This window comes from Kineococcus aridisoli (genome assembly GCF_050871885.1).
Lineage (GTDB): Bacteria > Actinomycetota > Actinomycetes > Actinomycetales > Kineococcaceae > Kineococcus.
Window position 1 is genome coordinate 18,274 of record NZ_JBJLSF010000039.1, and the last position, 22,923, is coordinate 41,196.

General features: G+C 76.6%; 15 protein-coding genes and 1 pseudogene. 9 read left to right on the forward strand and 7 right to left on the reverse strand.

The window, feature by feature from the left end; genetic code table 11:
* Positions 1–2: 2 nt before the first annotated feature.
* Positions 3–2,213: a glycogen debranching protein GlgX gene (gene glgX, locus ACRYM2_RS12335; RefSeq protein ID WP_432522681.1), complete on the reverse strand. Its 2,211-nt coding sequence runs from the start codon at positions 2,211–2,213 to the stop codon at positions 3–5.
* An 87-nt stretch (positions 2,214–2,300) separates the two neighbouring features.
* Here glgX and ACRYM2_RS12340 point away from each other — a divergent pair, with 87 nt between their 5' ends.
* Both ACRYM2_RS12340 and mnmA read left to right on the forward strand, forming a co-directional pair.
* Complete coding sequence (locus ACRYM2_RS12340) at positions 2,301–3,551, forward strand: cysteine desulfurase family protein (RefSeq protein ID WP_432522682.1); 1,251 nt, start codon at positions 2,301–2,303, stop codon at positions 3,549–3,551.
* Positions 3,551–4,651: a tRNA 2-thiouridine(34) synthase MnmA gene (mnmA, locus tag ACRYM2_RS12345; RefSeq protein WP_432522683.1), complete on the forward strand. Its 1,101-nt coding sequence runs from the start codon at positions 3,551–3,553 to the stop codon at positions 4,649–4,651. Before ACRYM2_RS12340 ends, mnmA begins: the two co-directional genes overlap by 1 nt.
* Here mnmA and ACRYM2_RS12350 read toward each other — a convergent pair.
* From ACRYM2_RS12350 to ACRYM2_RS12365, 4 genes and pseudogenes are all read right to left on the reverse strand, one after another.
* Positions 4,638–6,182 (reverse strand): annotated as a pseudogene (locus tag ACRYM2_RS12350) (putative bifunctional diguanylate cyclase/phosphodiesterase). The gene mnmA and the pseudogene ACRYM2_RS12350 sit on opposite strands and share 14 nt — an antisense overlap.
* 457 nt (positions 6,183–6,639) lie before the next feature.
* Positions 6,640–7,659 carry a glutathione S-transferase family protein gene (locus ACRYM2_RS12355; protein WP_432522684.1) on the reverse strand — a complete coding sequence of 340 codons (1,020 nt, stop codon included), beginning with the start codon at positions 7,657–7,659 and terminating at the stop codon, positions 6,640–6,642.
* 91 nt (positions 7,660–7,750) lie between these two features.
* Positions 7,751–9,058 (reverse strand): DUF445 domain-containing protein, encoded by a 1,308-nt coding sequence (locus ACRYM2_RS12360; protein WP_432522685.1) that lies wholly within the window; start codon positions 9,056–9,058, stop codon positions 7,751–7,753.
* A gap of 56 nt (positions 9,059–9,114) precedes the next feature.
* On the reverse strand, positions 9,115–10,851 hold the full coding sequence (locus tag ACRYM2_RS12365) for an alpha/beta hydrolase (RefSeq protein ID WP_432522686.1): 1,737 nt from the start codon (positions 10,849–10,851) through the stop codon (positions 9,115–9,117).
* A gap of 149 nt (positions 10,852–11,000) precedes the next feature.
* On the opposite strand from ACRYM2_RS12365, the gene ACRYM2_RS12370 reads away from it, so the two are divergent.
* Positions 11,001–12,041, forward strand: coding sequence for a uroporphyrinogen decarboxylase/cobalamine-independent methonine synthase family protein (locus tag ACRYM2_RS12370; protein ID WP_432522687.1), 1,041 nt, complete (start codon positions 11,001–11,003; stop codon positions 12,039–12,041).
* Entirely contained in the window at positions 12,034–12,579 is a 546-nt protein-coding gene (locus ACRYM2_RS12375; protein WP_432522689.1) for a GNAT family N-acetyltransferase, read from the forward strand. The genes ACRYM2_RS12370 and ACRYM2_RS12375 overlap by 8 nt, the downstream gene beginning before the upstream one ends.
* A 42-nt stretch (positions 12,580–12,621) precedes the next feature.
* On the opposite strand, the gene ACRYM2_RS12380 is transcribed toward ACRYM2_RS12375, so the two are convergent.
* Positions 12,622–13,872 (reverse strand): esterase-like activity of phytase family protein, encoded by a 1,251-nt coding sequence (locus ACRYM2_RS12380; RefSeq protein WP_432522690.1) that lies wholly within the window; start codon positions 13,870–13,872, stop codon positions 12,622–12,624.
* 160 nt (positions 13,873–14,032) lie between these two features.
* On the opposite strand from ACRYM2_RS12380, the gene ligA reads away from it, so the two are divergent.
* Positions 14,033–16,165: an NAD-dependent DNA ligase LigA gene (ligA, locus tag ACRYM2_RS12385; RefSeq protein ID WP_432522691.1), complete on the forward strand. Its 2,133-nt coding sequence runs from the start codon at positions 14,033–14,035 to the stop codon at positions 16,163–16,165.
* A 9-nt stretch (positions 16,166–16,174) separates the two neighbouring features.
* Here ligA and aqpZ read toward each other — a convergent pair whose 3' ends face one another.
* Positions 16,175–16,978, reverse strand: coding sequence for an aquaporin Z (gene aqpZ / locus ACRYM2_RS12390; RefSeq protein WP_432522696.1), 804 nt, complete (start codon positions 16,976–16,978; stop codon positions 16,175–16,177).
* 189 nt (positions 16,979–17,167) lie between these two features.
* Here aqpZ and ACRYM2_RS12395 point away from each other — a divergent pair, with 189 nt between their 5' ends.
* From ACRYM2_RS12395 to gatB, 4 genes are read left to right on the forward strand one after another with little or no spacing between them, the layout of a single operon-like run.
* On the forward strand, positions 17,168–19,501 hold the full coding sequence (locus ACRYM2_RS12395; protein ID WP_432522692.1) for a putative bifunctional diguanylate cyclase/phosphodiesterase: 2,334 nt from the start codon (positions 17,168–17,170) through the stop codon (positions 19,499–19,501).
* A gap of 11 nt (positions 19,502–19,512) precedes the next feature.
* Positions 19,513–19,812, forward strand: coding sequence for an Asp-tRNA(Asn)/Glu-tRNA(Gln) amidotransferase subunit GatC (gene gatC / locus ACRYM2_RS12400; RefSeq protein WP_166616450.1), 300 nt, complete (start codon positions 19,513–19,515; stop codon positions 19,810–19,812).
* A complete protein-coding gene (gatA, locus tag ACRYM2_RS12405; protein WP_432522693.1) occupies positions 19,809–21,359 on the forward strand; it encodes an Asp-tRNA(Asn)/Glu-tRNA(Gln) amidotransferase subunit GatA in 1,551 nt (516 codons plus the stop codon). Before gatC ends, gatA begins: the two co-directional genes overlap by 4 nt.
* The gene (gene gatB, locus ACRYM2_RS12410; RefSeq protein ID WP_432522694.1) at positions 21,356–22,885 is read left to right on the forward strand and encodes an Asp-tRNA(Asn)/Glu-tRNA(Gln) amidotransferase subunit GatB; all 1,530 of its coding nucleotides are present in this window, start codon (positions 21,356–21,358) and stop codon (positions 22,883–22,885) included. Before gatA ends, gatB begins: the two co-directional genes overlap by 4 nt.
* The last annotated feature ends 38 nt before the right edge of the window (positions 22,886–22,923 follow it).

A 22,923-nucleotide genomic window follows, 5' to 3' on the forward strand; every position in this document is an offset into this window, starting at 1 on the left:
GCTCACGCGGAGGTGAGCACCCGCAACGACCACGGCGCCATCCGCAGCGCCCGCCCCGCGGCGGTGGGCCGCCGGCGGCGGTCCGGCGCGCTGCTCCAGCGCGGGAACCACCTGGGCAGCCCGTCCTGCTCGGGCAGCACGACGTCGCGCTGGCGGTCGCCGCCGTTGACGAGGACGAGCACCGACGCCTCACCGCGCTCGCGGCCGTCGACGAGCACCTGCAGGATGCGCCGCTCGGCCTCGTGCCAGCGCTCGACGGTCATGGGCGCACCGTCCTCGGAGAACCACAGCAGGTCCTGGCGCTGCTCGCGGACCGGGTGCCCGCGCCGCACCCCCGCCTCGCGCAGGACCGGGTAGCGCTGCCGCAGCCCGAGCAGCTCGCGCACGTCCTCGAGCAGCTCGCGCTGCCAGCCGGCCAGCTCCCAGTCCACCCACGACGTCTCGTCGTCCAGGCAGTAGGCGTTGTTGTTGCCGCCCTGGGTGCGGCCGAACTCGTCGCCCGCGGTGAGCATCGGCACGCCCGTCGACAGCACCAGCGTCCCCAGCAGGTTGCGGATGCTGCGCCGGCGCGCCGCCAGCACGCCCGCGTCCTCCGTGGCGCCCTCCACGCCGTGGTTCCAGCTGGTGTCGGAGTCGCTGCCGTCGCGGTTGCCCTCGCCGTTGGCCTCGTTGTGCTTGTGGTCGTAGGAGACGAGGTCGGCCAGGGTGAAGCCGTCGTGCGCGGTCACGAAGTTCACGCTCGTGAGGCGCCCGCGCTGCACGTCGAAGGTGTCGGCCGACCCGGCGAAGCGGGTGGCGAACTCCCGCAGCCCCCGCCCGGGACCGCCCGGCGCGCCGCCGCCCAGCGCCATCTGGCGGCCGTCGGTGAGCCAGAAGCGCCGGACGCCGTCGCGGAAGCGGTCGTTCCACTCGTGCACGGGCGCGGGGAACTGCCCCGTGCGCCAGCCGTACGGGCCGACGTCCCACGGCTCCGCGACGAGCTTGGTGCCGGCCAGCACCGGGTCCGCGGCCAGCGCCACGAGGAACGGGTGGTCGGGGGTGAACCCGTCCCGCCCGCGCGCCAGCGTCGTCATGAGGTCGAAGCGGAACCCGTCGACGCCGTACTCGCTCACCCAGTACCGCAGCGAGTCCAGCGCGAACTGCACGACGCGGTGCTCGGCGAAGTCCAGGGAGTTGCCGCAGCCGGTGACGTCGAAGGGCCGCCCGCCCGCGTCGCGCAGGTAGTAGGTGGACTCGTCCAGACCGCGCAGCGACAGGTGCGGGCCGTCCGGGCCCTCCTCGCAGGTGTGGTTGTAGACGACGTCGAGCAGCACCTCGATGCCCGCCGCGTGCAGCCCCTGCACCGCGCGGCGGAACTCCTCGCGCACCGCCGCCGGCCCCGCCGCGCGGGCCGCGGCCGTGGCGTACCCGGGGTGCGGGGCGTTGAAGGCCAGGGTGTTGTAGCCCCAGTAGTTCACCAGCCCGCGCCGGCGCAGGTGGACCTCGGAGGTGCTCGCGTGCACCGGCAGCAGCTCCAGCGAGGTCACGCCCAGGGAGGTGAGGTGCTCCAGGACCGCCGGGTGCGCGAGCGCGGCGTAGGTGCCGCGCTGCTCCTCGGGCACCGCCCCCAGGCGGCGGGTCAGGCCGCGCACGTGCGCCTCGTAGACGACGGTCTCCGACCACGGCACCCGCGGCCGCTCGGCGGCGGTGGGGCGCAGCCGCTCGGGCAGGTCCTCCAGGACGACGCCGTGCGCGACGTGCGGTGCGCTGTCGCGCGGGTCGGGCACCGCCAGGTCGCCCACGAGGTCGGCGTCGACGGCGTGCCCGAAGACCTCCGGGCGCAGCTGCACCTCGCCGCTGATCCCGCGCGCGTACGGGTCCAGCAGCAGCTTGGCCGGGTTGTGCCGCAGACCCCGCTCGGGCTCCCAGCGCCCGTGCACGCGCAGGCCGTAGCGGCTGCCCGCCACCAGCCCGCTCACGTGGCCGTGCCAGACGCCCAGGTCGACGTCCGGCAGGGCGGTGCGCTGCTCGCTGCCGTCCTCGCCGATCACGCACACCTCCACGGCGTCGGCGTGCGCGGCGAGGACCGCGACGTCGGCCCCGTCGCCGGTGAGCGTCACCCCCAGCGGGTGGCTCGGCGTCGGCGCGGGACGGTGCAGCGGTTCGCGGTGCCCGGGCGCGGACGTGGGCCCGGACGCGGGTGCGGACGGCGGGACGGGCGTGGGGACGGGCACCGGCGCAGTCTGCCCGACACCGCCCGCAGTCCGCTCGTCACGCTCCGGGGCGGCGGTCGGGTCCGCACCCGCTCCTACACTGGCTGCGTGACGGCGTACCTCGACCACGCCTCGACGACCCCCCTGCGGCCCGAGGCGCTCGACGCCCTCGTCGCCGCCTCCGCCGGTGGCGGGGGCAACCCCTCGTCCCTGCACTCCGCCGGCCGCCGCGCCCGCGCGGCCGTGGAGGAGAGCCGCGAGGCGCTGGCGGCCGCCCTCGGCGCCCGCCCGGCGGAGGTGGTGTGGACCTCCGGCGGCACCGAGAGCGACAACCTCGCCCTGAAGGGCCTGTACCGCGCGCGCCGCGAGGCCGACCCCCGGCGCCGCCGGCTGCTGGTCGGCGCCGCCGAGCACCACGCCGTCCTGGACTGCGCGCAGTGGCTCGCGGCCCACGAGGGCGCGCAGCTGGAGCTGCTGCCGGTGGACGCCACCGGCCGCACCGACCTCGCCGCCCTGGAGGCGGCGCTGGCCGGGCGCGCCGACGAGGTGGCGCTGGTGTCCCTGATGTGGGCCAACAACGAGGTCGGCACGCTGCAGCCGGTCGCGCAGGCGGCCGACCTCGCGCACGCGGCCGGCGTCCCGCTGCACACCGACGCGGTGCAGGCCGTCGGGCACGTGCCCGTCGACTTCGCCGCCAGCGGCGCGGACCTGCTCTCGCTGTCGGCGCACAAGTTCGGCGGGCCCGTCGGCAGCGGCGCGCTGCTCGTGCGGCGCGGCACGGCGCTGGTGCCGCTGCAGCACGGTGGCGGGCAGGAGCTGGGGGTGCGCTCGGGCACCCTGGACGCCGCCGGCGCCCGGGCCACCGCCGCCGCGCTGCAGGCCGCCGTCGCCGACCTGCCGCAGGAGGCCCGGCGCCTGGCCGGGCTGCGCGACCGGCTGCTGGCCGGGCTGCGCGAGGGGGTGCCGGGCACCCGCGTGCGCGGTGCCGCGCCCGGCCCCGACCCCCTCGCCGGCCGGCTGCCGGGGAACGCGCACGTGACGGTCGAGGGCTGCCAGGGGGACTCGCTGACCTACCTGCTGGACGCCGCGGGGGTCGAGTGCTCCACCGGCTCGGCCTGCCAGGCCGGCGTGCCGCAGCCCAGCCACGTCCTGCTGGCGATGGGCCTGGGCGAGGAGGAGGCCGCAGGCGCGCTGCGCTTCTCCCTCGGCTGGAGCTCCACCGGCGCCGACGTCGACGCCGCGCTGGCCGCGCTCGGCCCGGCCGTCGAGCGCGCCCGGCGCGCCGACGCCTCGCGCACCGCGCGGGCCCGCCGCCGGCGCGCACCCGCCGGCGCGCTCAGCACGGGCGGGGCGGCCTGATGCGCGTGCTGGCCGCCATGAGCGGCGGGGTGGACTCCGCGGTGGCCGCCGCCCGCGCCGTCGACGCCGGCCACGAGGTGGTGGGCGTGCACATGGCCCTCAACCGCTCCCCGGCCGCGCTGCGCACCGGCTCGCGCGGCTGCTGCACCATCGAGGACTCCCTCGACGCGCGGCGGGCGGCCGACCTGCTGGGCATCCCGTTCTACGTGTGGGACCTGTCCGAGGACTTCGTCGAGGACGTCGTCGAGGACTTCGTCGCCGAGTACGCGGCCGGGCGCACCCCCAACCCCTGCGTGCGCTGCAACGAGCGCATCAAGTTCGCCGCGCTGCTCGACAAGGGCATCGCCCTCGGCTTCGACGCCGTCTGCACCGGCCACTACGCGCGGGTGCTGCCCGGCGACGACGGGCGCCCGCAGCTGCACCGGGCCGCCGACGCGGCCAAGGACCAGTCGTACGTGCTCGCCGTCCTGGACGCCGAGCAGGTCGCGCACGCGATGTTCCCCCTCGGCGACGCGCCCACCAAGGCGCAGGTGCGCGCCGAGGCCGAGCGGCGCGGGCTGCCCGTGGCGCACAAGCCGGACAGCCACGACATCTGCTTCATCCCCGACGGCGACACCCGCGGCTTCCTGGCCGAGCGGCTGGGCGAGGTGCCCGGCGAGGTCGTCGACGAGGACGGCACCGTGCTGGGCACGCACGCGGGCACCTACGGCTTCACCGTCGGCCAGCGCCGCGGCCTGGGCCTGACGCGGCCCGCCGCCGACGGCCGGCCCCGCTACGTGCTGAGCATCGAGCCGGTGCGGCGCACCGTGACCGTCGGCCCGGCCGAGCGGCTGGCCGTGGCGGGCCTGCGCGCCGTCGACGCCGTCTGGAACGCCCCCGCGCCCACCGGCCCGGCCGAGCTGAGCGTGCAGGTGCGCGCCCACGGCGAGCCCGTCGAGGCCGTCGTGCAGGTGCGCGGGCAGGACGCCGGGACGGTCGACGTCGAGCTGCGCGCACCGCTGACCGGGGTCGCCCCCGGGCAGACGGTCGCGTTCTACGCGGGCACCCGCGTGCTGGGCTCGGCGACGATCACCGCCACCCGCCCCCTCACGGGCGGCTGAGCTCCGCGTCGCGGGCGGGTGCCGGCAGCAGGTGCGCGTCCAGCGCCCGCGCGGCCTCCTCGGCCGGTGCGGGGCGGGCGTAGAGGTAGCCCTGCGCGTACGTGCAGTTCAGCTCGCGCAGCAGCTGCGCCTGCTGGTCGGTCTCCACGCCCTCCGCCACGACGTCCAGGCCGAGGCTGCGGGCGAGCTCGACGATGCTGGCCACCAGCGTCGTCGCCGACCCGCCGAGGGCCAGGTCGCCGATGAAGGACCGGTCGATCTTGACGGTGTCCACCGGCAGCCGGCGCAGGTAGGCCAGGCTGGAGTAGCCGGTGCCGAAGTCGTCGATGGCCACCAGCACGCCCGCCGTGCGCAGCTGCACCAGGCGGGCCGAGACGGCCTCCAGGTCCTCCACGAGCACGCTCTCGGTGACCTCCAGCGTCAGCTGGCTCGGACGCAGGCCGCTGTCGCGCAGCGCGGCGCGCACGACGTCGACGATGCCGTCGGAAGCCAGCTGCACGGCCGACAGGTTCACCGCCACCGCCACCGGCTGCCCGCGCTCGGCGCTTCAGCGCGCCGCCTGGGCGGTGGCGGTGCGCAGCACCCAGGTGCCGATGGCGTGGATGTCGCCGGTGGCCTCCGCCAGCGGCACGAACTCCAGCGGGGGCACCAGGCCGCGCTCGGGGTGGCGCCAGCGCAGCAGCGCCTCGTACCCCCTGGTCGTCCCCTTCCGGAAGTCGACCGTCGCCTGGTAGTGGACCTCGAACTGCTCCTGCTCCAGCGCGTGGGCGAGGTCGTCGCGCAGGGACGCCTTGTCCTGGGCCGCCTGCGACATGCCCTCGGCGTAGGCGACGAGCCGGTTCTTGCCGCTGGACTTGGCCCAGTACATCGCCAGGTCGGCGTTGCGCAGCAGCTCCGCCGGGCCGTCGAGCTCGCTGCGGGCCCCGCACAGCGTCGCGGTGTCGGCCAGGCCGAGGCTGGCGTGCACGAGGACCGGCTGCCCGTCGACGTCCACGGGCCGGGCCAGGGCGTGCAGGAACCGCTCGCCGACCCGGCGGCCCGCCGCGGCGCCGCCGCCGACGACGATCGCGAACTCGTCACCGCCCAGGCGCGCCACGGTGTCGCCGCTGCGCACGCAGGCGCGCAGCCGGTCGGCGACCGCCAGCAGCAGGTGGTCCCCGGCCGCGTGCCCGCGGGTGTCGTTGACCTCCTTGAAGTCGTCGAGGTCGATGAACAGCACCCCCACGCCCTCGCGCCGCGACAGCGCCCGCCCCAGCACCTCCAGCAGCAGCGTCCGGTTGGCCAGCCCGGTGAGCGGGTCGCGCAGCCCCTGCTGCTCGTTGAGCCGCCAGGAGGTCAGGTGCGCCCCGCTGGCGGCCAGGACGAACCCGGCGTGCACGAACGTCCAGCCCCACGAGTGCTCCGCCGCGTCGTGGTGGCCGAAGACGGCCTGCGGGTGCAGGGTCCCGAAGACCCCGTGGTGGACGACGACGATGGCCAGGCCGATCCCGAACGGCACCCAGTCCTGGTAGAGCGCGACGACGCCCACCATGACGAAGAAGTGGAAGTGCGCCTCCGTCTGCCCGGACCAGGACTGCACGAGCACGGCGGAGGCGGCGAACAGGCTCACCGACGCCGCCGCGGAGCGCACCTTGCGGCTCAGCCCCGCCTGGTCGGCCAGCAGCAGGGGCGCGAGGACGACCGCCGCGCCCGCGGCGCACGTCAGCAGGTCCAGCCCGCGGGCGGTGCCGAAGACGAACAGCGCCAGGGCCTGCAGCGCGGCGATCCGCACGATGGTGCGGTGCCGGCGCGCCCAGACCTCCGCGGGCAGCTCCCGGCCGCGCGGCAGCAGGGCGAGCGCCGCGTCGAGGCGGCGGCGCAGGGGCTGGGCGACCGGGTCCACACCGGGGTGTCGGGACGCCGGGGCCGCCGCCGGAGCCTGCGCGCCCGGCGACCACCCGATCGGCCCTGCCCCGGTGCGCCCGGGCGGGCCTCCGGGGCGGGCGCGCTCAGGGCCGGTGGTCGGCGGGCACGACCTCGGCGGGCACCGGCGGCGGGGGCGGGGTGCCGTCGCCGAAGGGCCGGCCGCCGAGCTCCTCGCGCCCGTGCGGCGCCCACCAGCCGCTGGTGTCCGGTCCCGCGGGCACCACCTGGGTGGGGTTGATGTCGCGGTGCACGACGTAGTAGTGCCGCTTGACGTGGTCGAGGTCGACGGTGTCGCCGAATCCCGGCGTCTGGAACAGGTCGCGGAAGTAGGCCCACAGCACCGGCATCTCGGTGAGCTTGTGCCGGTTGCACTTGAAGTGGCCGTGGTAGACGGCGTCGAAGCGGGCCAGCGTGGTGAACAGCCGCACGTCCGCCTCGGTGATCGTGTCGCCGACGAGGTAGCGCTGCCGCGACAGCCGCTCCGAGAGGACGTCGAGCCGGTCGAACAGCCGCCGGTAGGCCTTGTCGTAGGCGTCCTGGGTGCCGGCGAACCCGGCCCGGTAGACGCCGTTGTTGACGTCGCGGAACACCTGCCGGTCCACCTCGTCGATCTCCTCGCGCAGGTGCTCGGGGTACAGCTCCGGCGCGCCGGGGCGGTGGTGCTCGCGCCACTCCAGCGACAGGTCGATCGTCATCTGCGCGAAGTCGTTGGTGACCACCTGGCCGGTGGGCACGTCGACGATGGCCGGCACGGTGATGCCCAGCGGGTAGTCGGGGTCGCGGGCGAAGAAGGCCTCCTGCAGCCGCTCGATGCCCAGCACCGGGTCGCGGCCGCCGGGGTCGAGGTCGAAGGTCCAGCTGCGCTCGTCGTGGGTGGGCCCGCAGATCCCCATCGACAGCGCCGCCTCCAGCCCCAGCAGCCGGCGCACGACGACCGCCCGGTGCGCCCACGGGCAGGCGCGGCTGACGACGAGGCGGTACCGGCCGGCCTCCACGGGCCAGCCGTCGCGGCCGTCCGCGGTGATGCGCGTCGTCAGGTACCGCTGGTCGCGCCGGTAGGAACCGGAGGGGTTGACGTATCCGCTGGAGCCGGTGCCTGTCACCGGCCAGACGCTACGTCGGCGCCCGGGCGGCCGCACGCGGGCGGCCGCCCGGGACGCCCGGCCCAGCGGGACGCTCGGCCCGGCGGGGCGCTCAGCCCAGCAGGACGGTCAGCGCGTGGATCACCAGGCCGACCAGCCCGCCCACGACGGTGCCGTTGATGCGGATGAACTGCAGGTCGCGCCCGACGTGCAGCTCGATGCGGCGCGCGGCGTCGTCACCGTCCCAGCGGGCCACCGTGTCCGAGATCACCGTGGCCAGCTCGGGCGCGAACCGCCGCACGACGTGCCCGGCGGCGTCGATGAGGTGGCCCTGGACGCGCAGCGCGAAGGCGTCGTCGGTGACCATCCGGCGGCCCACGTCGACGAGCGCCTCCTCGCTGCGCACGCGCAGCGAGGAGGCCGGGTCGGCGAGGGCGTCGAGCAGGAAGCCCCGCACGCTCGACCACAGGCCCGCGACGGTGTCGGCCAGCCCGGGGGAGCTCAGCAGCCGCTGCTGGAACTCGTCGGCCTTGGCGCGCGTCTCGGGGTCGTTCTGCAGGGCGTCGGCGTAGCGGGCGAGCAGGTCGTCGATGGCGCGCCTGCCCTGGTGGTCGGGGTCGGCGGCGACGTCGTCGACCCAGCGCTGGGCCTCGGTGTAGACGCGCCGGCCGAGGCGCTCGTTGAGCCAGTCCGGCGCCCACAGCGGTGCGCGCTCCTCGACGAGGCGGCGCACCAGGGCCTCGTTGCCGCGCAGCCAGCGCTGGGCCTCGGCGAGCGTCAGGTCGACGACGGGGTGGTGGGTGCCGTCGCGCACCACCTCGGCCAGCAGCCGCCCCAGCGCCGGGCTCCACGCCTGCGCGCCCAGGCGGCGCACGAGGACCTGGTCGATGACGGCGGTGACCTCCTCGTCGCGCAGGATCCCCAGCGCGCCGGTCAGGACGGTCGCGGCCTCGTCGACGACGCGGGCCGCGCCGCCGCGCTCGGCCAGCCAGGCGCCCGCCCGGCGGGGGATGCCCGCGCGGGCGACCTTGTCGCGCACCACGTCCTCGGCGAGGAAGTTCTCGGCGACGAACTGCTCCAGGCTCTTGCCGAGCGCCTCCTTGCGCCGGGGGATGAGCGCGGTGTGCGGGATCGGCAGCCGCAGCGGGTGGCGGAAGATCGCCGTGACGGCGAACCAGTCGGCGACGGCGCCGACCATGGCCGCCTCGGCGCCGGCGTTGACGAAGCCCCAGGCGCCGTCGCGGCCGGCGGTGAGGGCGTAGACGGCGGCGGCCAGCACGAGCAGGCCGGTGGCCAGCAGCCGCATGCGCCGCAGGGCGCTGCGCCGCTCGGCGTCACCGGCCGCGTCGCCGAGCGCGCTCCCGCCGGGGCCGGCCGCGGGGGCGGGAGGGACGAGGACGGGCGCGCGGGTGCTGCTCACGCGCCCATCCTCACCCATGGCCGGCTCCCCGCCGCCAGCCCGCCGTCGTCCCCCCGTCAGCCCGCCGCGGGCCGGCGCAGCAGCTGCAGCAGCCCGTCGAGCAGCTGCGTGCCGGGCGCCGGCACGCCGGTGCCCTGGCAGGTCACGTCGCCCTCGGGGGCGGCGCCGGTGAGCAGGAAGGTGTCGACGACCTCGTCGACGCACGCGTTGCCCGTGAGGTAGACGCCGTGGTCGCCCTCGTCCACCACGGTGACCATCCGCGAGCTGGGCAGCGCCGCGGCGGTCTCCAGCGCCCCCTCGTAGGCGGTGGCCGGGTCGTGGGTGGACTGCAGGACCAGCAGCGGCGGCAGGTCGCGGCCGTCGGGCCGCGGCAGCGTCAGCTCGGGCCGGTCGTAGTAGGCGCACGGCTGGCTGGTCACCGACCACCCCAGCAGCGGGTACCGCTGGCCGTACCGGTCGCCGGCCTCGTCCCAGGCGCGCTGCCCGCGCGTCCACGCCGTGTCGTTGCAGGTGATGGTCTGGAAGGTGGCGGCCATGGTCTCGTCGAAGCGGGAGGCGGCGACCATCGCCTCGCCCGCCTGGGCGGTGGCCCGCTGCACGCCCAGCAGGTCGCCCGCGGAGCGGGCCAGCAGCGCGGCGCGCAGGTAGAGCATCGTCCACGCCTGGCTCTCGAAGCTCTGCTTGCTGTACATGTTGCTCGCCGTCACGCCGTCCAGCAGCTGGGGGGTGACGGCCCCCACGCCGGGCACCTGCAGCGGCTCGACGGCCAGGCCGGCGCGGACCTCCTCGTAGGTGCGCGTGACCGCGGCCGGGTCCGCGCCGAGGCGGAACAGCCACGACCACCGCGCCGCCCACGGGCGGAAGTCCTCGTCGAAGCGGCGCTGGAAGGCCATCGGCTGGTGCTCGAACGCCTGCTGCCAGCCGGCGGTCACGTCGACGTTGGAGTCGAGCACGAACCGGCCGACGCGGGCGGGGAAGTAGGTGGCGTACTGCGCGCCCAGCCAGGTGCCGCCGGAGACGCCGACCCAGTCGACGGTCTCGCGCTCCAGCACCGCGCGCACGAGGTCGAGGTCGGCGACGGTCTGCTCGGTGGTGACCACCGGGGCCAGCGGGTCCTGCTGGCAGGCCCGGGCCGCCGCGGAGACCAGCTCGGCCGTGCGGTCCAGCGCGGCGTCGGAGCGGTCGCGCGGGTCCGGCAGGGCGGCGTTGGCGGCCACGACCTCGTCGCCGCACTCCAGGGAGGTGCTCGCGCCGGTGCCGCGGACGTCGACGCCGACGACCTCGGTGCCCGTGAGGGCCCCGATCGTCCCGTAGACGGCCATCGACAGCCCGGCGCCGCCGGGGCCGCCGGGGTTGGTCAGGACGGTCCGCTCCGGGCGCGGGCCCTCGCGGTGGACGCGGCTGATCGCGATGCTCAGCGGCTCGCCCGCGGTGGGCTCGTCCCAGTCGCGCGGCACGGTGACGACCGCGCACTCCAGCCCCAGCTCCAGGACCCCGAGCTGCACCTCGAGCGGGTTGAACTGCTCGGCGGTGCACGGGGCCCACACCGGCCGCTGCTCGCGCAGGGCGGCCGGGGTGCGCTGCTCGAACTGCGCCTGCGCCTGCTCCAGGGTCGCCGGCCGCGCCGCGGCCAGCGCCGACAGCCGCCCGCTGCCGGGCAGCGTGGCCGTGGGGGCGGTCGTGGTGGTGTCGGCCGCGGCGGGGACGGCGCCGAGCAGCAGGGTGCCCGCGATCGCCGCCGTCGTCGTGCTCGCGAGGGCCGCCAGGCTCCTGCGGGGTCGCTGCTGGGTCATCGTCAACCTCTCGTGCGGCCACCGGGGGCCGGCAGCTGGGTGGTCCCTGTGCGTCCATCCACCCGCACCGGCGCGCGCGCCGTCGACGGACGGACGGCTGGTCCCGGGTCCGACCTTCGGGGGATGCGGCGGCCGGTACCGTCGCGGTCGTGGCCACGGACGAGCAGGAGCGGGCGGCGGCGCCGGGCGGCGCCGCGGGTGCGGTGACGGGTCTGGGCCCGATGCCGGGGGAGGACCCGCGCGAGGCCGCGCGGACGGTGTTCGGCGAGCTCGGCGAGGCGCCGCACGTGCCGCACCTGGCGCAGCTGCCGGCGCGCGGGCCCGGCGCCGACCCGGTGGGGCGCACCGCGGCGCTGCTGGTGGACCTGCCGGTGGACCTGCAGCCCGCGGGCTGGCGCTTCGTCGACGCGCCCGGCCGCGACGCCCGGCGGGCGTCCTCCTTCCTGCGCGCCGACCTCGACGAGCTGGCCGAGGCCGGCGCGGGCTGGTCGGGGCCGCTGGCGCTGGCCGTCGTCGGCCCGTGGTCGCTGCTGGCCGCGGTCGAGCTGGCCCGCGGCGAGCGCAGCGTCAGCGACCCGGGGGCGCGCCGCGACGTCGTGGCCTCGCTGGCCGAGGGGATCGGCGCGCACGTGGCCGACGTGCGGCGCCTGGTGCCGGGGGCGCAGGTGCTCGTGCAGGTGGAGGAGCCCTCGGTGCCCGCGGTGCTGGCCGGGCGGCTGCCGACCCAGTCCGGCTACGGCACGCTGCGCGCCGTCCCGCAGGCGGAGGTGCGCGACGGGCTGCGCGCGGTCGTGGACGCCGTGCGCGCCGCCGGCGCGCGGCCGCTCGTGCGGCTGGCCGCCGACGAGCCGCCGCTGGCGCTGGTGCGGGAGGTGGGCGCGGACGCCGTCGCCCTCGACGTGCGCGGGCTGGGGCCGCTGGGCTGGGAGTCGCTGGCCGCGACCGTCGAGGCGGGGGTGCGGTTGTGGGCCGGGGTCCTGCCGGTGGTCGCCGACCCGCCGGCGGTGCCCGCGCTCGTCGACGCGCTGCGGGTGCCCTGGCGGCGGGTGGGGCTGCCCGCCGCGCTGCTCGCCGACGTCGTGCTGACCCCCGCGGAGGGGCTGCAGGCGCTGGACCCGGCCGCGGTGCGCCCGCTGCTGGGCCGGCTGCGCGAGGCCGGTGCCGCCGTCGCGGAGAGCTCCGGTGACTGAGCCCGCCGCTCCCGCCTTCCGCGAGGCGCGCGCCGAGGACGTGCCCGCCGTCGTGGCGCTCGTGGAGTCGGCCTACCGCGGGGAGTCCAGCCGGCGGGGCTGGACGACCGAGGCGGACCTGCTCGACGGGCAGCGCACCGATCCCGCGGGCATCGCCGCGGTCCTGCACGACCCCGGCTCCGTGCTGCTGCTGGCCGAGGTGGACGGGCGGCTGCTCGGCTGCTGCGAGCTGCGCTCGGTGGGGACCTCGGCCTACTTCGGCACCTTCGCGGTGGACCCGGCGCAGCAGGGCGCCGGCCTGGGCGGGCGCCTGCTGGCCGAGGCGGACGCGCAGGCGGTGCGCCGCTGGGGCGCGCAGGCGCTGGAGATGACGGTCATCGCCCAGCGGGCGGACCTGCTGGCCTGGTACGAGCGCAGGGGTTTCCGCCGCACCGGCGAGCGCAGGCCGTTCCCGTACGGCGACGAGCGGTTCGGGCGCCCGCGCCGCGACGACCTGGAGTTCGTGGTGCTGCGGCGGGCGACGGGGACGGCCGGCTGAACCCGGTCGCCCCCGCCGCGCCGGCGCGGGCCCGGCCCGGGGTCAGCGCAGGTCGGCCTGCACCTGGATGCCGATGAACTCGTCGTCGTCGGGCTGCCCGTCGACGCGGCCGTCGGAGAACGGGTAGTTGTTGTCGTTGCCGACGACGATGGTGTGCTCGTCGAGGACGTCGACGCTCTCGATGGTGGTGAAGGGGAACGTCAGGAACCCCGAGGCCGCGCTGAGCTCGCCGGCCACCCCGTCCGGGTCGGGGACCGCCATGAGGTTCACCAGCTGGGTCTTGAGCGGGTGCCCGCTCGCGTCCGTGACGCTGGTGTCGACGAGGAACACGGCCTTGAACACGGCGGTCGGGCCCTGGCCGTTGTCGCGCTCGAGGACGAGGAAGCGGTGGTCGTCGACCTGGGTGAGGTCGCCGATGGCGTTGCCCGGCGACTCCAGCCGGTAGGTGAACTCCTCGCCGCGGTAGCGGCCCTGCTCCGTGTCGTAGCGCAGGACGCGCAGGTCCTGCGGGTCGTCACCGGCCACGGCGCCCTCGAGCATCGGGAACAGGTAGCGCCCGTCGGCGGAGGCCGCCATGCCCTCGAACCCCTTGGAGGAGGCCAGGTTCGGCGTCGCGTCCCCGAGCTGGGGGTTGTCGGGGGAGGCGACGCCGGGCAGCGGCACGGGCGCCTGGAGCAGGCGGCCGGCGGCGTCGGTGTGCAGCAGGTAGGGGCCGAACTCCTCGCCGAACCAGAACGTGCCGTCGGGGGCCTGGCGGAACGACTCGAGGTCGAAGTCGGCGCCGGTGAGGCGGCGGTCCTCGCGCGTCAGCGGCCAGCCGACGTGGTGGTACGGGTCGGACAGGGAGAAACCGCCCGCCACGACGCTCAGCGCGCCGTCGGCGCCCGGCTGCAGGCGGTGCACGGTGAGCAGGAAGTCGGCGCTGTTGGCCTTGGTGCCGTACCCGTTGTCGGAGAGCACGAGGTAGCTGCCGTCGGGCTGGACGAGGTTGCCGGAGAAGCCCTGCACCGGCTGGGCCTCGAACGGCACGGCCACGCCGTTGGCGGTCTCGATCGCGGAACCGCTCGGGACGGGCTCGCCGAACGTGGCGGCCGGCAGGACGTGGCGGGAGACGAGCTTGGCGCTCTGGGCGGGCACGTCGCGGGAGGGCGCGCGGTCGTCGGCGGACGCGCTGGCGACGGCGCCGCCCGCGAGGGCCGCGGCGGCCAGGGCGGCGACGAGGGCCGCGCTGCGGCGGGCGGGGCGGGCGGGGCGGGGGGAGCGGCGGGGTGCGCCGAGGGGGGTCGTGGTCACGGCCGCGACCGTAGGGACGGCGCCCTCCGGCCGGGCGTCGCCCGCGCGTCGCCCGGGCGACGGCCCGGTGAACGCCCCGCGCCCGCCGTGCGCCCGCCGTGCCCGCGGCGCGGGCGGGTGCTCGCGGGCACGTGTCGGCCCCTCGCGGCAGGATGGCCCCGTGAGCGAGACCACCACTGACGACCTCGGCGGCGAGCGGCCGGCGGTCCCCGCGCAGGCGCGGCACCGCTGGGAGGAGCTCGCGGCGCGGATCGAGGCCGCGCGCTTCGCCTACTACGTGCGCAACGCCTCGCCGCTGAGCGACGGCGAGTACGACGCCCTGGAGCGCGAGCTGCGCGCCCTGGAGGAGCGCCACCCCGAGCTGCGCACCCCGGACTCGCCCACCCAGACCGTCGGCGGCACCTTCTCCACCGAGTTCGCCACCGTCGACCACCCCGAGCGGATGCTCAGCCTCGACAACGCCTTCTCCACCGACGAGCTGTCCGCGTGGGCGGCGCGGGTGGAGAAGGAGGTCGGCGCGGGGGTCCGCTACCTGTGCGAGCCGAAGATCGACGGCCTGGCGATCGACCTGGTGTACGAGGGCGGGCGGCTGGTGCGCGGGGTCACCCGCGGGGACGGGCGCACGGGCGAGGACGTGACGTTCAACGTGCGCACCATCGACGACGTCCCGGCCCGGCTCGCGGGGGCGGACGTGCCGGAGTTCCTCGAGGTGCGCGGGGAGGTCTTCTTCGAGGTCGCCGCCTTCGAGGCGCTCAACGAGTCGCTGATGGACGCCGGGAAGGCCCCGTTCGCCAACCCCCGCAACGCCGCGGCGGGCTCGCTGCGGCAGAAGGACCCGCGGGTGACGGCCACCCGGCCGCTGCGCGTGCTCGTCCACGGCGTCGGCGCGCGCCGCGGCATGGAGAACGCCACCCAGTCGGAGGCGTACGAGAAGCTCGCCGCCTGGGGGCTGCCGACGTCCTCGCGCACCCGGGTCGTCGACACCCTGCCCGAGGTCGCCGAGTACGTGCGGCACTACGGCGAGCACCGCCACGACGTCGAGCACGAGATCGACGGGGTCGTCGTCAAGGTCGACCAGGTGCCGCTGCAGCGCAGGCTGGGCGCGACCTCGCGCGCCCCCCGGTGGGCGATCGCCTTCAAGTACCCGCCGGAGGAGGTGACGACGAAGCTGCACGACATCCGCGTCAACGTCGGCCGCACCGGCCGGGTCACCCCCTTCGCGTTCCTGGAGCCGGTGCACGTCAGCGGGTCCACCGTCCAGCTGTCGACGCTGCACAACGCCGACGAGGTCAAGCGCAAGGGCGTGCTCATCGGCGACACCGTGATCGTCCGCAAGGCCGGGGACGTCATCCCCGAGGTCGTCGGGCCCGTCGTGGACCTGCGCACCGGCGACGAGCGCGAGTTCGTCTTCCCCACCACCTGCCCCGAGTGCGGCACCCCGCTGCGGCGCGAGCGCGCCGACGACGTGGACATCCGCTGCCCGAACGCGCGCAGCTGCCCCGCGCAGCTGCGCGAGCGGGTGTTCCACGTCGCCGGCCGCGGCGCCTTCGACGTCGAGGCGCTCGGCTACGAGGCCGCCACGGCGCTGCTGCGGGCGGGGGTGATCACCGACGAGGGCGACCTGTTCACGCTCACCGAGGACGACCTGCTGAAGGTCCCGCTGTTCACGAACAAGAACGGCTCGCTGTCGGCCAACGGCCGGCGGCTGCTGGCCAACCTCGCGGCGGCGAGGTCCCAGCCGCTGTGGCGGGTGCTGGTGGCGCTGTCGATCCGCCACGTCGGCCCGACGGCCGCGCGGGCGCTGGCGGGGCGCTTCGGCACCGTGGAGGCGATCGAGGCCGCCTCCACCGAGGAGCTGGCCGCCGCCGAGGGCGTCGGCCCGACCATCGCCGAGGCCGTGCGCGAGTGGCTGGAGGTGGACTGGCACCGCGACGTCGTGCGCAAGTGGCGCGAGGCCGGGGTGCGGATGGCCGACGAGCGCGACGAGTCCACCCCGCGCACGCTGGAGGGGCTGACGATCGTCGTCACCGGCTCGCTGGCGCGCTTCTCCCGCGACGAGGCCAAGGAGGCGATCCTGGCCCGCGGCGGCAAGGCCTCCAGCGGGGTGTCGAAGAAGACCTCCTTCGTCGTCGTCGGCGATGCGCCCGGCTCCAAGGCCGACAAGGCGCAGCAGCTGGGCGTGCGCGTCCTCGACGAGGACGGCTTCGCGGCGCTGCTGGAGGGCGGACCGGACGCCGTCGCGCTGCCGGAGGCCGAGCAGGAGGCCGAGCAGGAGGCGCCCACCACCGGGTGAACGGGGCGGTCAGCGTCGCCGCGCGGCCTCGTCCGCGCCGGTGGTGAGGTCGACGGGGGCGTCGTGGGCGTCGCTGGCGGCGGCGTCGACGTCCTGGCCCTCGCGGGCGGCGGCCGCCGTGCCGGTCTCGCCCGTGAGGAAGCGGTAGGCCAGGCCGGCGACGGCGCCCCCGACGAGCGGAGCGAGCCAGAACACCCACAGCTGGGCCAGCGCCCAGCCGCCCACGAAGAGCGCCTGGCCGGTGGAGCGGGCCGGGTTCACCGAGGTGTTGGTGACGGGGATGCTCACGAGGTGGACGAGGGTGAGGGCCAGGCCGATGGCGAGCGGCCCGAAGCCCTGCGCGGCCCGGCGGTCGGTGGCGCCGAGGATGACGAGCAGGAAGAAGGCGGTCATGACCACCTCCACGAGCAGCGCCGCGGCCAACCCGTACCCGCCGGGGGAGTGCTCGCCGTAGCCGTTGGCCGCGAACCCGCTCCCGCTCGCCGAGAAGCCGGCCCGCCCGCTGGCGACGGCGTGCAGGACCGCGGCGGCGGCGACGGCGGCCACCACCTGCGTGACCACGTAGGGCAGCAAGTCGCGGACGGGCATGCGCCGCGCCAGGAGCAGGCCCAGCGAGACCGCCGGGTTGAAGTGGCCGCCGGAGAGGTGGCCGAAGGCGTAGGCCATCGTCAGGACCGACAGCCCGAACGCCAGGCTGACGCCGAGCAGGCCGATGCCCACGTCGGGGAAGGTCGCCGCCAGGACCGCGCTGCCGCACCCGGTGAACACGAGCCAGAAGGTGCCGATGAACTCGGCCGTCAAGCGCTTGGACAGGGTGCTTCCCACGACGACCCCACTGTTCGACGGTGGCGCTCCGTGAGGCTCACAGTGGGCGACGGTGCGGAGCGCCCGCAAGGGGTGGACGGTGACGGTCCGGTTGCAGTCGGCTGACCACCTTGTGACCTGCACCACAGATCGCGCGTTCCGATTGACGAGCACCGCGGCGGCACCGATCACTGGACCGTGATCCAGATCCCGGTGACCGCCCGGCCCGCCACCCGCGGGGCGCTCGTCGGGACGCTGAGCGTGGGGCTCGTGGCGCTGGTGGCCACCGCCGCCGCGCCCGCCGTGGACGCCCGCCTGCTCGGCGCGGTGCTGCTCGCGGCGGCCGTCGCGGGGACGCTGCAGCTGCACCGGCGCGTGCGCGACCGGGCGGTGGCCCCGCGCGCCTGGCGCTCCTTCACCGCGGCCGCCGCCACCCTGCTGCTCGCCGCGGCCGCGGACCTGGCCCTGTCGCTCGTGCCGGCCCCGCACGCGCTGGCCGGCGTCCCCACCGCGGCGGCGATGCTGCTGGCCGGCCCGTTCGTCTTCCACGGCACCGTCCGCTGGAACACCGCCTGCCGGCACGTGCTCGACGGCGGGCACGCGCTGAGCTGCGCCGGTGCGGTCCTGGCGCTGACGGCCGCCGGCAACGCCGCGCTGGAGCGGTGGAGCCCCGCCTTCACCGGCTGGTCGCCGTGGCAGGTGCAGGGCTGGTTGCTCGTCGTCTCCGTCCTCGTGGTCCTCACCGGCACCGCCGTCGTCACGGCCTTCGTCGGCGGGGCGCGCGGCGACGCGCGGCTGTGGTGCCTGGCCGGGGTGCTGGCCGGGCTGTCGGCCGCCGCCGCCGCCGTCGCCGCGGACGGCTCGGCGGGCGTGGTCGGGCTGCGGGCGGCCTGCGCCGCGGCCGTCGTCGTCACCGGCGCGGCCGTCGCCCGCTCGTGCCCGCCCGTGCCCGCCGTCGTCGGCGCCGTCGTCCCGGCGGCCGGGACGCTCAGCGTGCTGGGCGTGGCCCTGCTCGTCGTGGTGCTCGCCGCGCTGCGCCCCGGCTCGGGCGTGCGCCCGGCGGTGCTGTGGAGCCTGGCCGGCCTCGCCGTCAGCGCCGTGCTCCTCGTGCGCCTCGTGCGGCGGCTGTCGGAGCTGGCGCAGGCGCGGGTGCAGGCCCGCACCGACGAGCTGACCGGCGCTGCCAACCGCCGCTCGCTGGTGGCCGGCATCGCCGCCCTCCCCGCCCGCCGCCCCGCCGCGCTGCTGCTGGCCGACGTCGACGACTTCGGCGCCGTCAACGAGCGCCTGGGCCACCACGGCGGCGACCTCGTCCTGCGCGAGGTCGCCGCCGCCCTGCGCGCGGTCCTGCCCGCCGACGGCGAGCTCGCCCGCGTCAGCGGCGACACCTTCGCGCTCCTGCTGCCCGACACCGGCGAGGCCGCGGCGCTGGAGCTCGCCGAGCGCCTGGCGCCGGCCGTGGCGGCCGTGCCCGTGGCCTCGCGCGCCGGCCGGCCGCTGTCGGTGAGCGTCGGCGTGGCGAGCGCGCCGGGCGGCACCGTCGGCGCCGACGAGCTGCTGCGGCGCGCGGACACCGCCCTCGCCCGCGCCCGCGGCACCCGCTGCGGGACCAGCCGCTACGACGCGCAGCTGGACGCGGCGACCCGCGAGCGCGCCGTGCTGCTCGCCGACCTGCGGGCCGCGCTGGCGGACCCGGCGCGGCTGGCCGACGAGCTCGTCCTGCACTACCAGCCGCAGGTGCACGCGCGCACCGGCCGGGTCGTCGGCGCCGAGGCGCTGGTGCGCTGGCAGCACCCGCAGCGCGGGGTGCTCGCCCCGGCGGCCTTCCTGGGGCTGGCCGAGGAGCACGGCCTCATGGACGACCTCACCGTCCACCTGCTGCACCGCGCCGCCGCGCAGGCCGCCGCCTGGAGCGCGGCGGGCACCCCGCTGCGGGTGTCGGTCAACCTCTCCGCCGGCTCGCTGGCGCACCCGCGGCTGCTGCCGATCGTCGACGACGTGCTGCGGCGCACCGGCCTGCCGGCGCAGCAGCTGGTCCTGGAGATCACCGAGACGACCCTCATGCGCGACCCCGACCTGGCCGTCTCGGTGGCCCACAGCCTGGTGGCCCGCGGCGTCGGGCTGAGCATCGACGACTACGGGACCGGCTACTCCTCGCTGGCCTACCTCACCGACCTGCCCGCCGGGGAGCTGAAGCTGGACCGCGCCTTCACCGCGCGCGTCACCAGCGAGGAGCGCACCGCGGCGATCGTGCAGGCCACCGTCGCGCTGGCGCACCGCCTGGGGATGCGGGTCGTCGCCGAGGGCGTCGAGGACGGCGAGGCGCTGCAGGTCCTGCGCCACCTCGGCGCCGACGAGACGCAGGGCTACCTGCACAGCCGGCCGCTGCCGCCCCGGCAGCTGCAGCGCTGGCTGGCCACCGCCGCGGCGACCGCCGCACCGTCCCCCGCGCAGCCCGCGCCCGGGCACGCGCGGCCGCCGGCGCCGCGGGCCGCCGCGCCGGTCGGCGAGGAGCCGGTCCAGGCCCCATAGACTCGACTCCCGTGTCCGCCATCTCCCGAGCCGAGGTCGAGCACCTCGCGCGCCTGGCGCGCATCGACATGACCGACGAGGAGCTGGACCGCATGGCCGGCCAGCTCGACGCGGTCCTCGACGCCGTCGCCCAGGTCGCCTCCGTCGTCACCGACGACGTGCCCGCCACCTCGCACCCCGTGCCCCTGACCAACGTGACCCGTCCCGACGTCGTGCGCCCGGGGCTGAGCGCCGAGGAGGCGCTCGCGGGCGCCCCGGAGGCCGAGGACGGCCGGTTCCGGGTCCCGCAGATCCTCGGGGAGGAAGCATGAGCACGCCCGTCGCCGAGCTGGTCCGCTGGGACGCCGCGCGCCTGTCGCAGGCGCTGCGCGCCGGGGTGGTCTCCTCCGAGGAGGTCACCCGCGCCCACCTGGACCGCATCGCCGCCGTCGACGGTCCCACCGCCGACCCCGACGGCTCCGGCGTCCACGCCTTCCTGCACGTGGACGCCGAGGGCGCCCTGGCCCGCGCCCGGCAGGTCGACGCCGACCGCGCCTCCGGTGCCGAGCTGGGCCCGCTGGCCGGGATCCCGATCGGCGTCAAGGACGTGCTGACCACGCGCGGCATGCCCACCACCTGCGGCTCGCGGATGCTCGAGGGCTGGGTGCCGCCCTACGACGCCACCGTCGTGCGCGAGCTGCACGCCGCCGGCCTGGTCGTGCTCGGCAAGACGAACATGGACGAGTTCGCGATGGGCTCCACCACGGAGCACTCCGCCTTCGGCGTCACCCGCAACCCGTGGGACGCCACCCGCATCCCCGGCGGCTCCGGCGGCGGCTCGGCCGCGGCGCTGGCGGCCTTCGAGGCGCCGCTGACCATCGGCTCGGACACCGGCGGCTCGATCCGCCAGCCCGCGGCCGTCACCGGCACCGTCGGCGTCAAGCCGACCTACGGGGCCGTCTCGCGCTACGGGCTCGTGGCGCTGGCCAGCTCGCTGGACCAGGCCGGCCCGTGCGCGCGCACGGTGCTCGACACGGCGCTGCTGCACGCCGTCATCGCCGGGCACGACCCGTACGACTCCACCTCGATCCCGGCCGCGGTGCCCGACGTCGTGGGCGCCGCCCGCCGGGGCGCCGACGGCGACCTGAGCGGGGTGCGGGTCGGCGTCGTGCGGGAGCTGTCCGGCGACGGCTACGAACCCGGCGTGCTCGCCCGGTTCACCGAGGCCCTCGACGAGCTGCGCGCCGCCGGCGCCGAGGTCGTCGAGCTGAGCCTGCCGAACATCGTCCACGCCCTCGCGGCGTACTACCTCATCCTGCCCAGCGAGGCCTCCAGCAACCTCGCCAAGTTCGACGGCATGCGCTACGGCCTGCGGGTGGTCCCCGAGGGCGAGCACGTGACGGCCGAGCAGGTCATGCGCGCCACGCGCGCCGCCGGTTTCGGCGACGAGGCCAAGCGCCGCATCGTGCTGGGCACCTACGCGCTGTCGGCCGGCTACTACGACGCCTACTACGGCAGCGCCCAGAAGGTGCGCACCCTCGTGCAGCGCGACTTCACCGAGGCCTTCGGGAAGGTCGACGTGCTCGTCTCCCCGACGGCGCCGACGGTCGCCTACCGGCTGGGGGAGAAGCTGGACGACCCGCTGGCCATGTACGCCGGCGACGTCGCCACGATCCCGGCGAACCTCGCCGGCATCCCCGGCATGTCGCTGCCCGCGGGGCTGTCCGACGGGCTGCCGGTGGGGTTGCAGGTCCTGGCCCCGCAGCAGGCCGACGACCGGCTGTACCGGGTGGGTGCCGCGCTGGAGGCGCGGCTGGTGGCGAAGTGGGGCGGGCCGCTGCTCGCCCGGGTCCCGGAGTGGAAGGGAGTGCCGGCATGAGCGCGCAGAGCGTCGGGCTGGTCGACTACGACGAGGCCGTCAGCCGGTTCGACCCGGTCCTCGGCCTCGAGGTACACGTCGAGCTGAACACCAAGACGAAGATGTTCTCCGGTGCGCCGACGGAGTTCGGCGCAGAGCCGAACACCCAGGTGGACCCCACCTCGCTGGGGCTGCCGGGTGCGATGCCGGTGCTCAACGCGAAGGCGCTGGAGTCGGCGATCAGGATCGGGCTGGCGCTGAACTGCACGATCGCGAGCTCGTGCCGGTTCGCCCGGAAGAACTACTTCTACCCGGACATGCCGAAGAACTTCCAGACCTCGCAGTACGACGAGCCGATCGCCTACGACGGCCACCTGGACGTCGACGTGCCGGCCAGCGAGGACGGCTCCAAGCCGGCGTTCACCTACCGGGTGCAGATCGAGCGCGCCCACATGGAGGAGGACACCGGCAAGTCGCTGCACGTCGGCGGCTCCACCGGCCGCATCCACGGCGCGGAGTACTCCCTGGTGGACTACAACCGCGCCGGCATCCCGCTCATCGAGATCGTCACCCGGCCGCTGGAGGGCACCGGCGACCGCGCACCGGACGTGGCGCGCGCCTACGTGGCGGCCCTGCGCGACCTGCTGCGCGCCCTCGAGGTGTCCGACGTGAAGATGGAGCAGGGTTCGCTGCGCTGCGACGTCAACCTGTCGCTGCGCCCGAGCCCGGACGCGCCGCTGGGCACCCGCTCGGAGACGAAGAACGTCAACTCGCTGCGCTCGGTGGAACGCGCCGTGCGCTACGAGGTCTCCCGGCACGCGGCCGTCCTGGACGCCGGCGAGAAGGTCGTGCAGGAGACCCGCCACTGGCACGAGGACACCGGGCTGACCACGGCGGGGCGGGAGAAGTCGGACGCGGAGGACTACCGCTACTTCCCCGAACCCGACCTCGTGCCGATCGAGCCCGACCCGGCGTGGGTGGAGCAGCTGCGCGCGACGCTGCCGGAGCCGCCCGCGCAGCGGCGCCGGCGGTTGCAGGCGGAGTGGGGCTTCTCCGACCCGGAGTTCCGCGACACCGTCAACGCCGGTGCCGTCGAGCTCGTCGAGGCGACCGTCGCCGCCGGCGCCCCGCCCGCCGCCGCGCGCAAGTGGTGGACCGGCGAGCTGTCGCGGCGCGCGAACGCCGAGGGCGTGGAGCTGTCCTCGCTGCCGGTGACGCCGGCCGCGGTGGCCGAGCTGCAGGCCCTCGTCGACGCCGGCACGCTCACCGACCGCCTGGCGCGCGAGGCGCTGGAGGGCATGCTCGCCGGGGAGGGCAGCGCCGCGGACGTCGTCGCCGCGCGCGGGCTGGCCGTCGTCTCCGACGAGTCCGCGCTCGTGGCGGCCGTCGACGCGGCCATCGCCGCCAACCCCGGTGTCGTGGAGAAGATCCGCGGCGGCAAGGCCCAGGCCGCGGGGGCGCTCATCGGCGCGGTGATGAAGCAGATGGGCGGCAAGGCCGACGCCGCCCGCGTCCGCGAGCTCGTCGTGGAGCGCGTGGGGTCCTGACCGGGCGGACCCGCCGGCCCGGCACCGGGCCCCGCCCC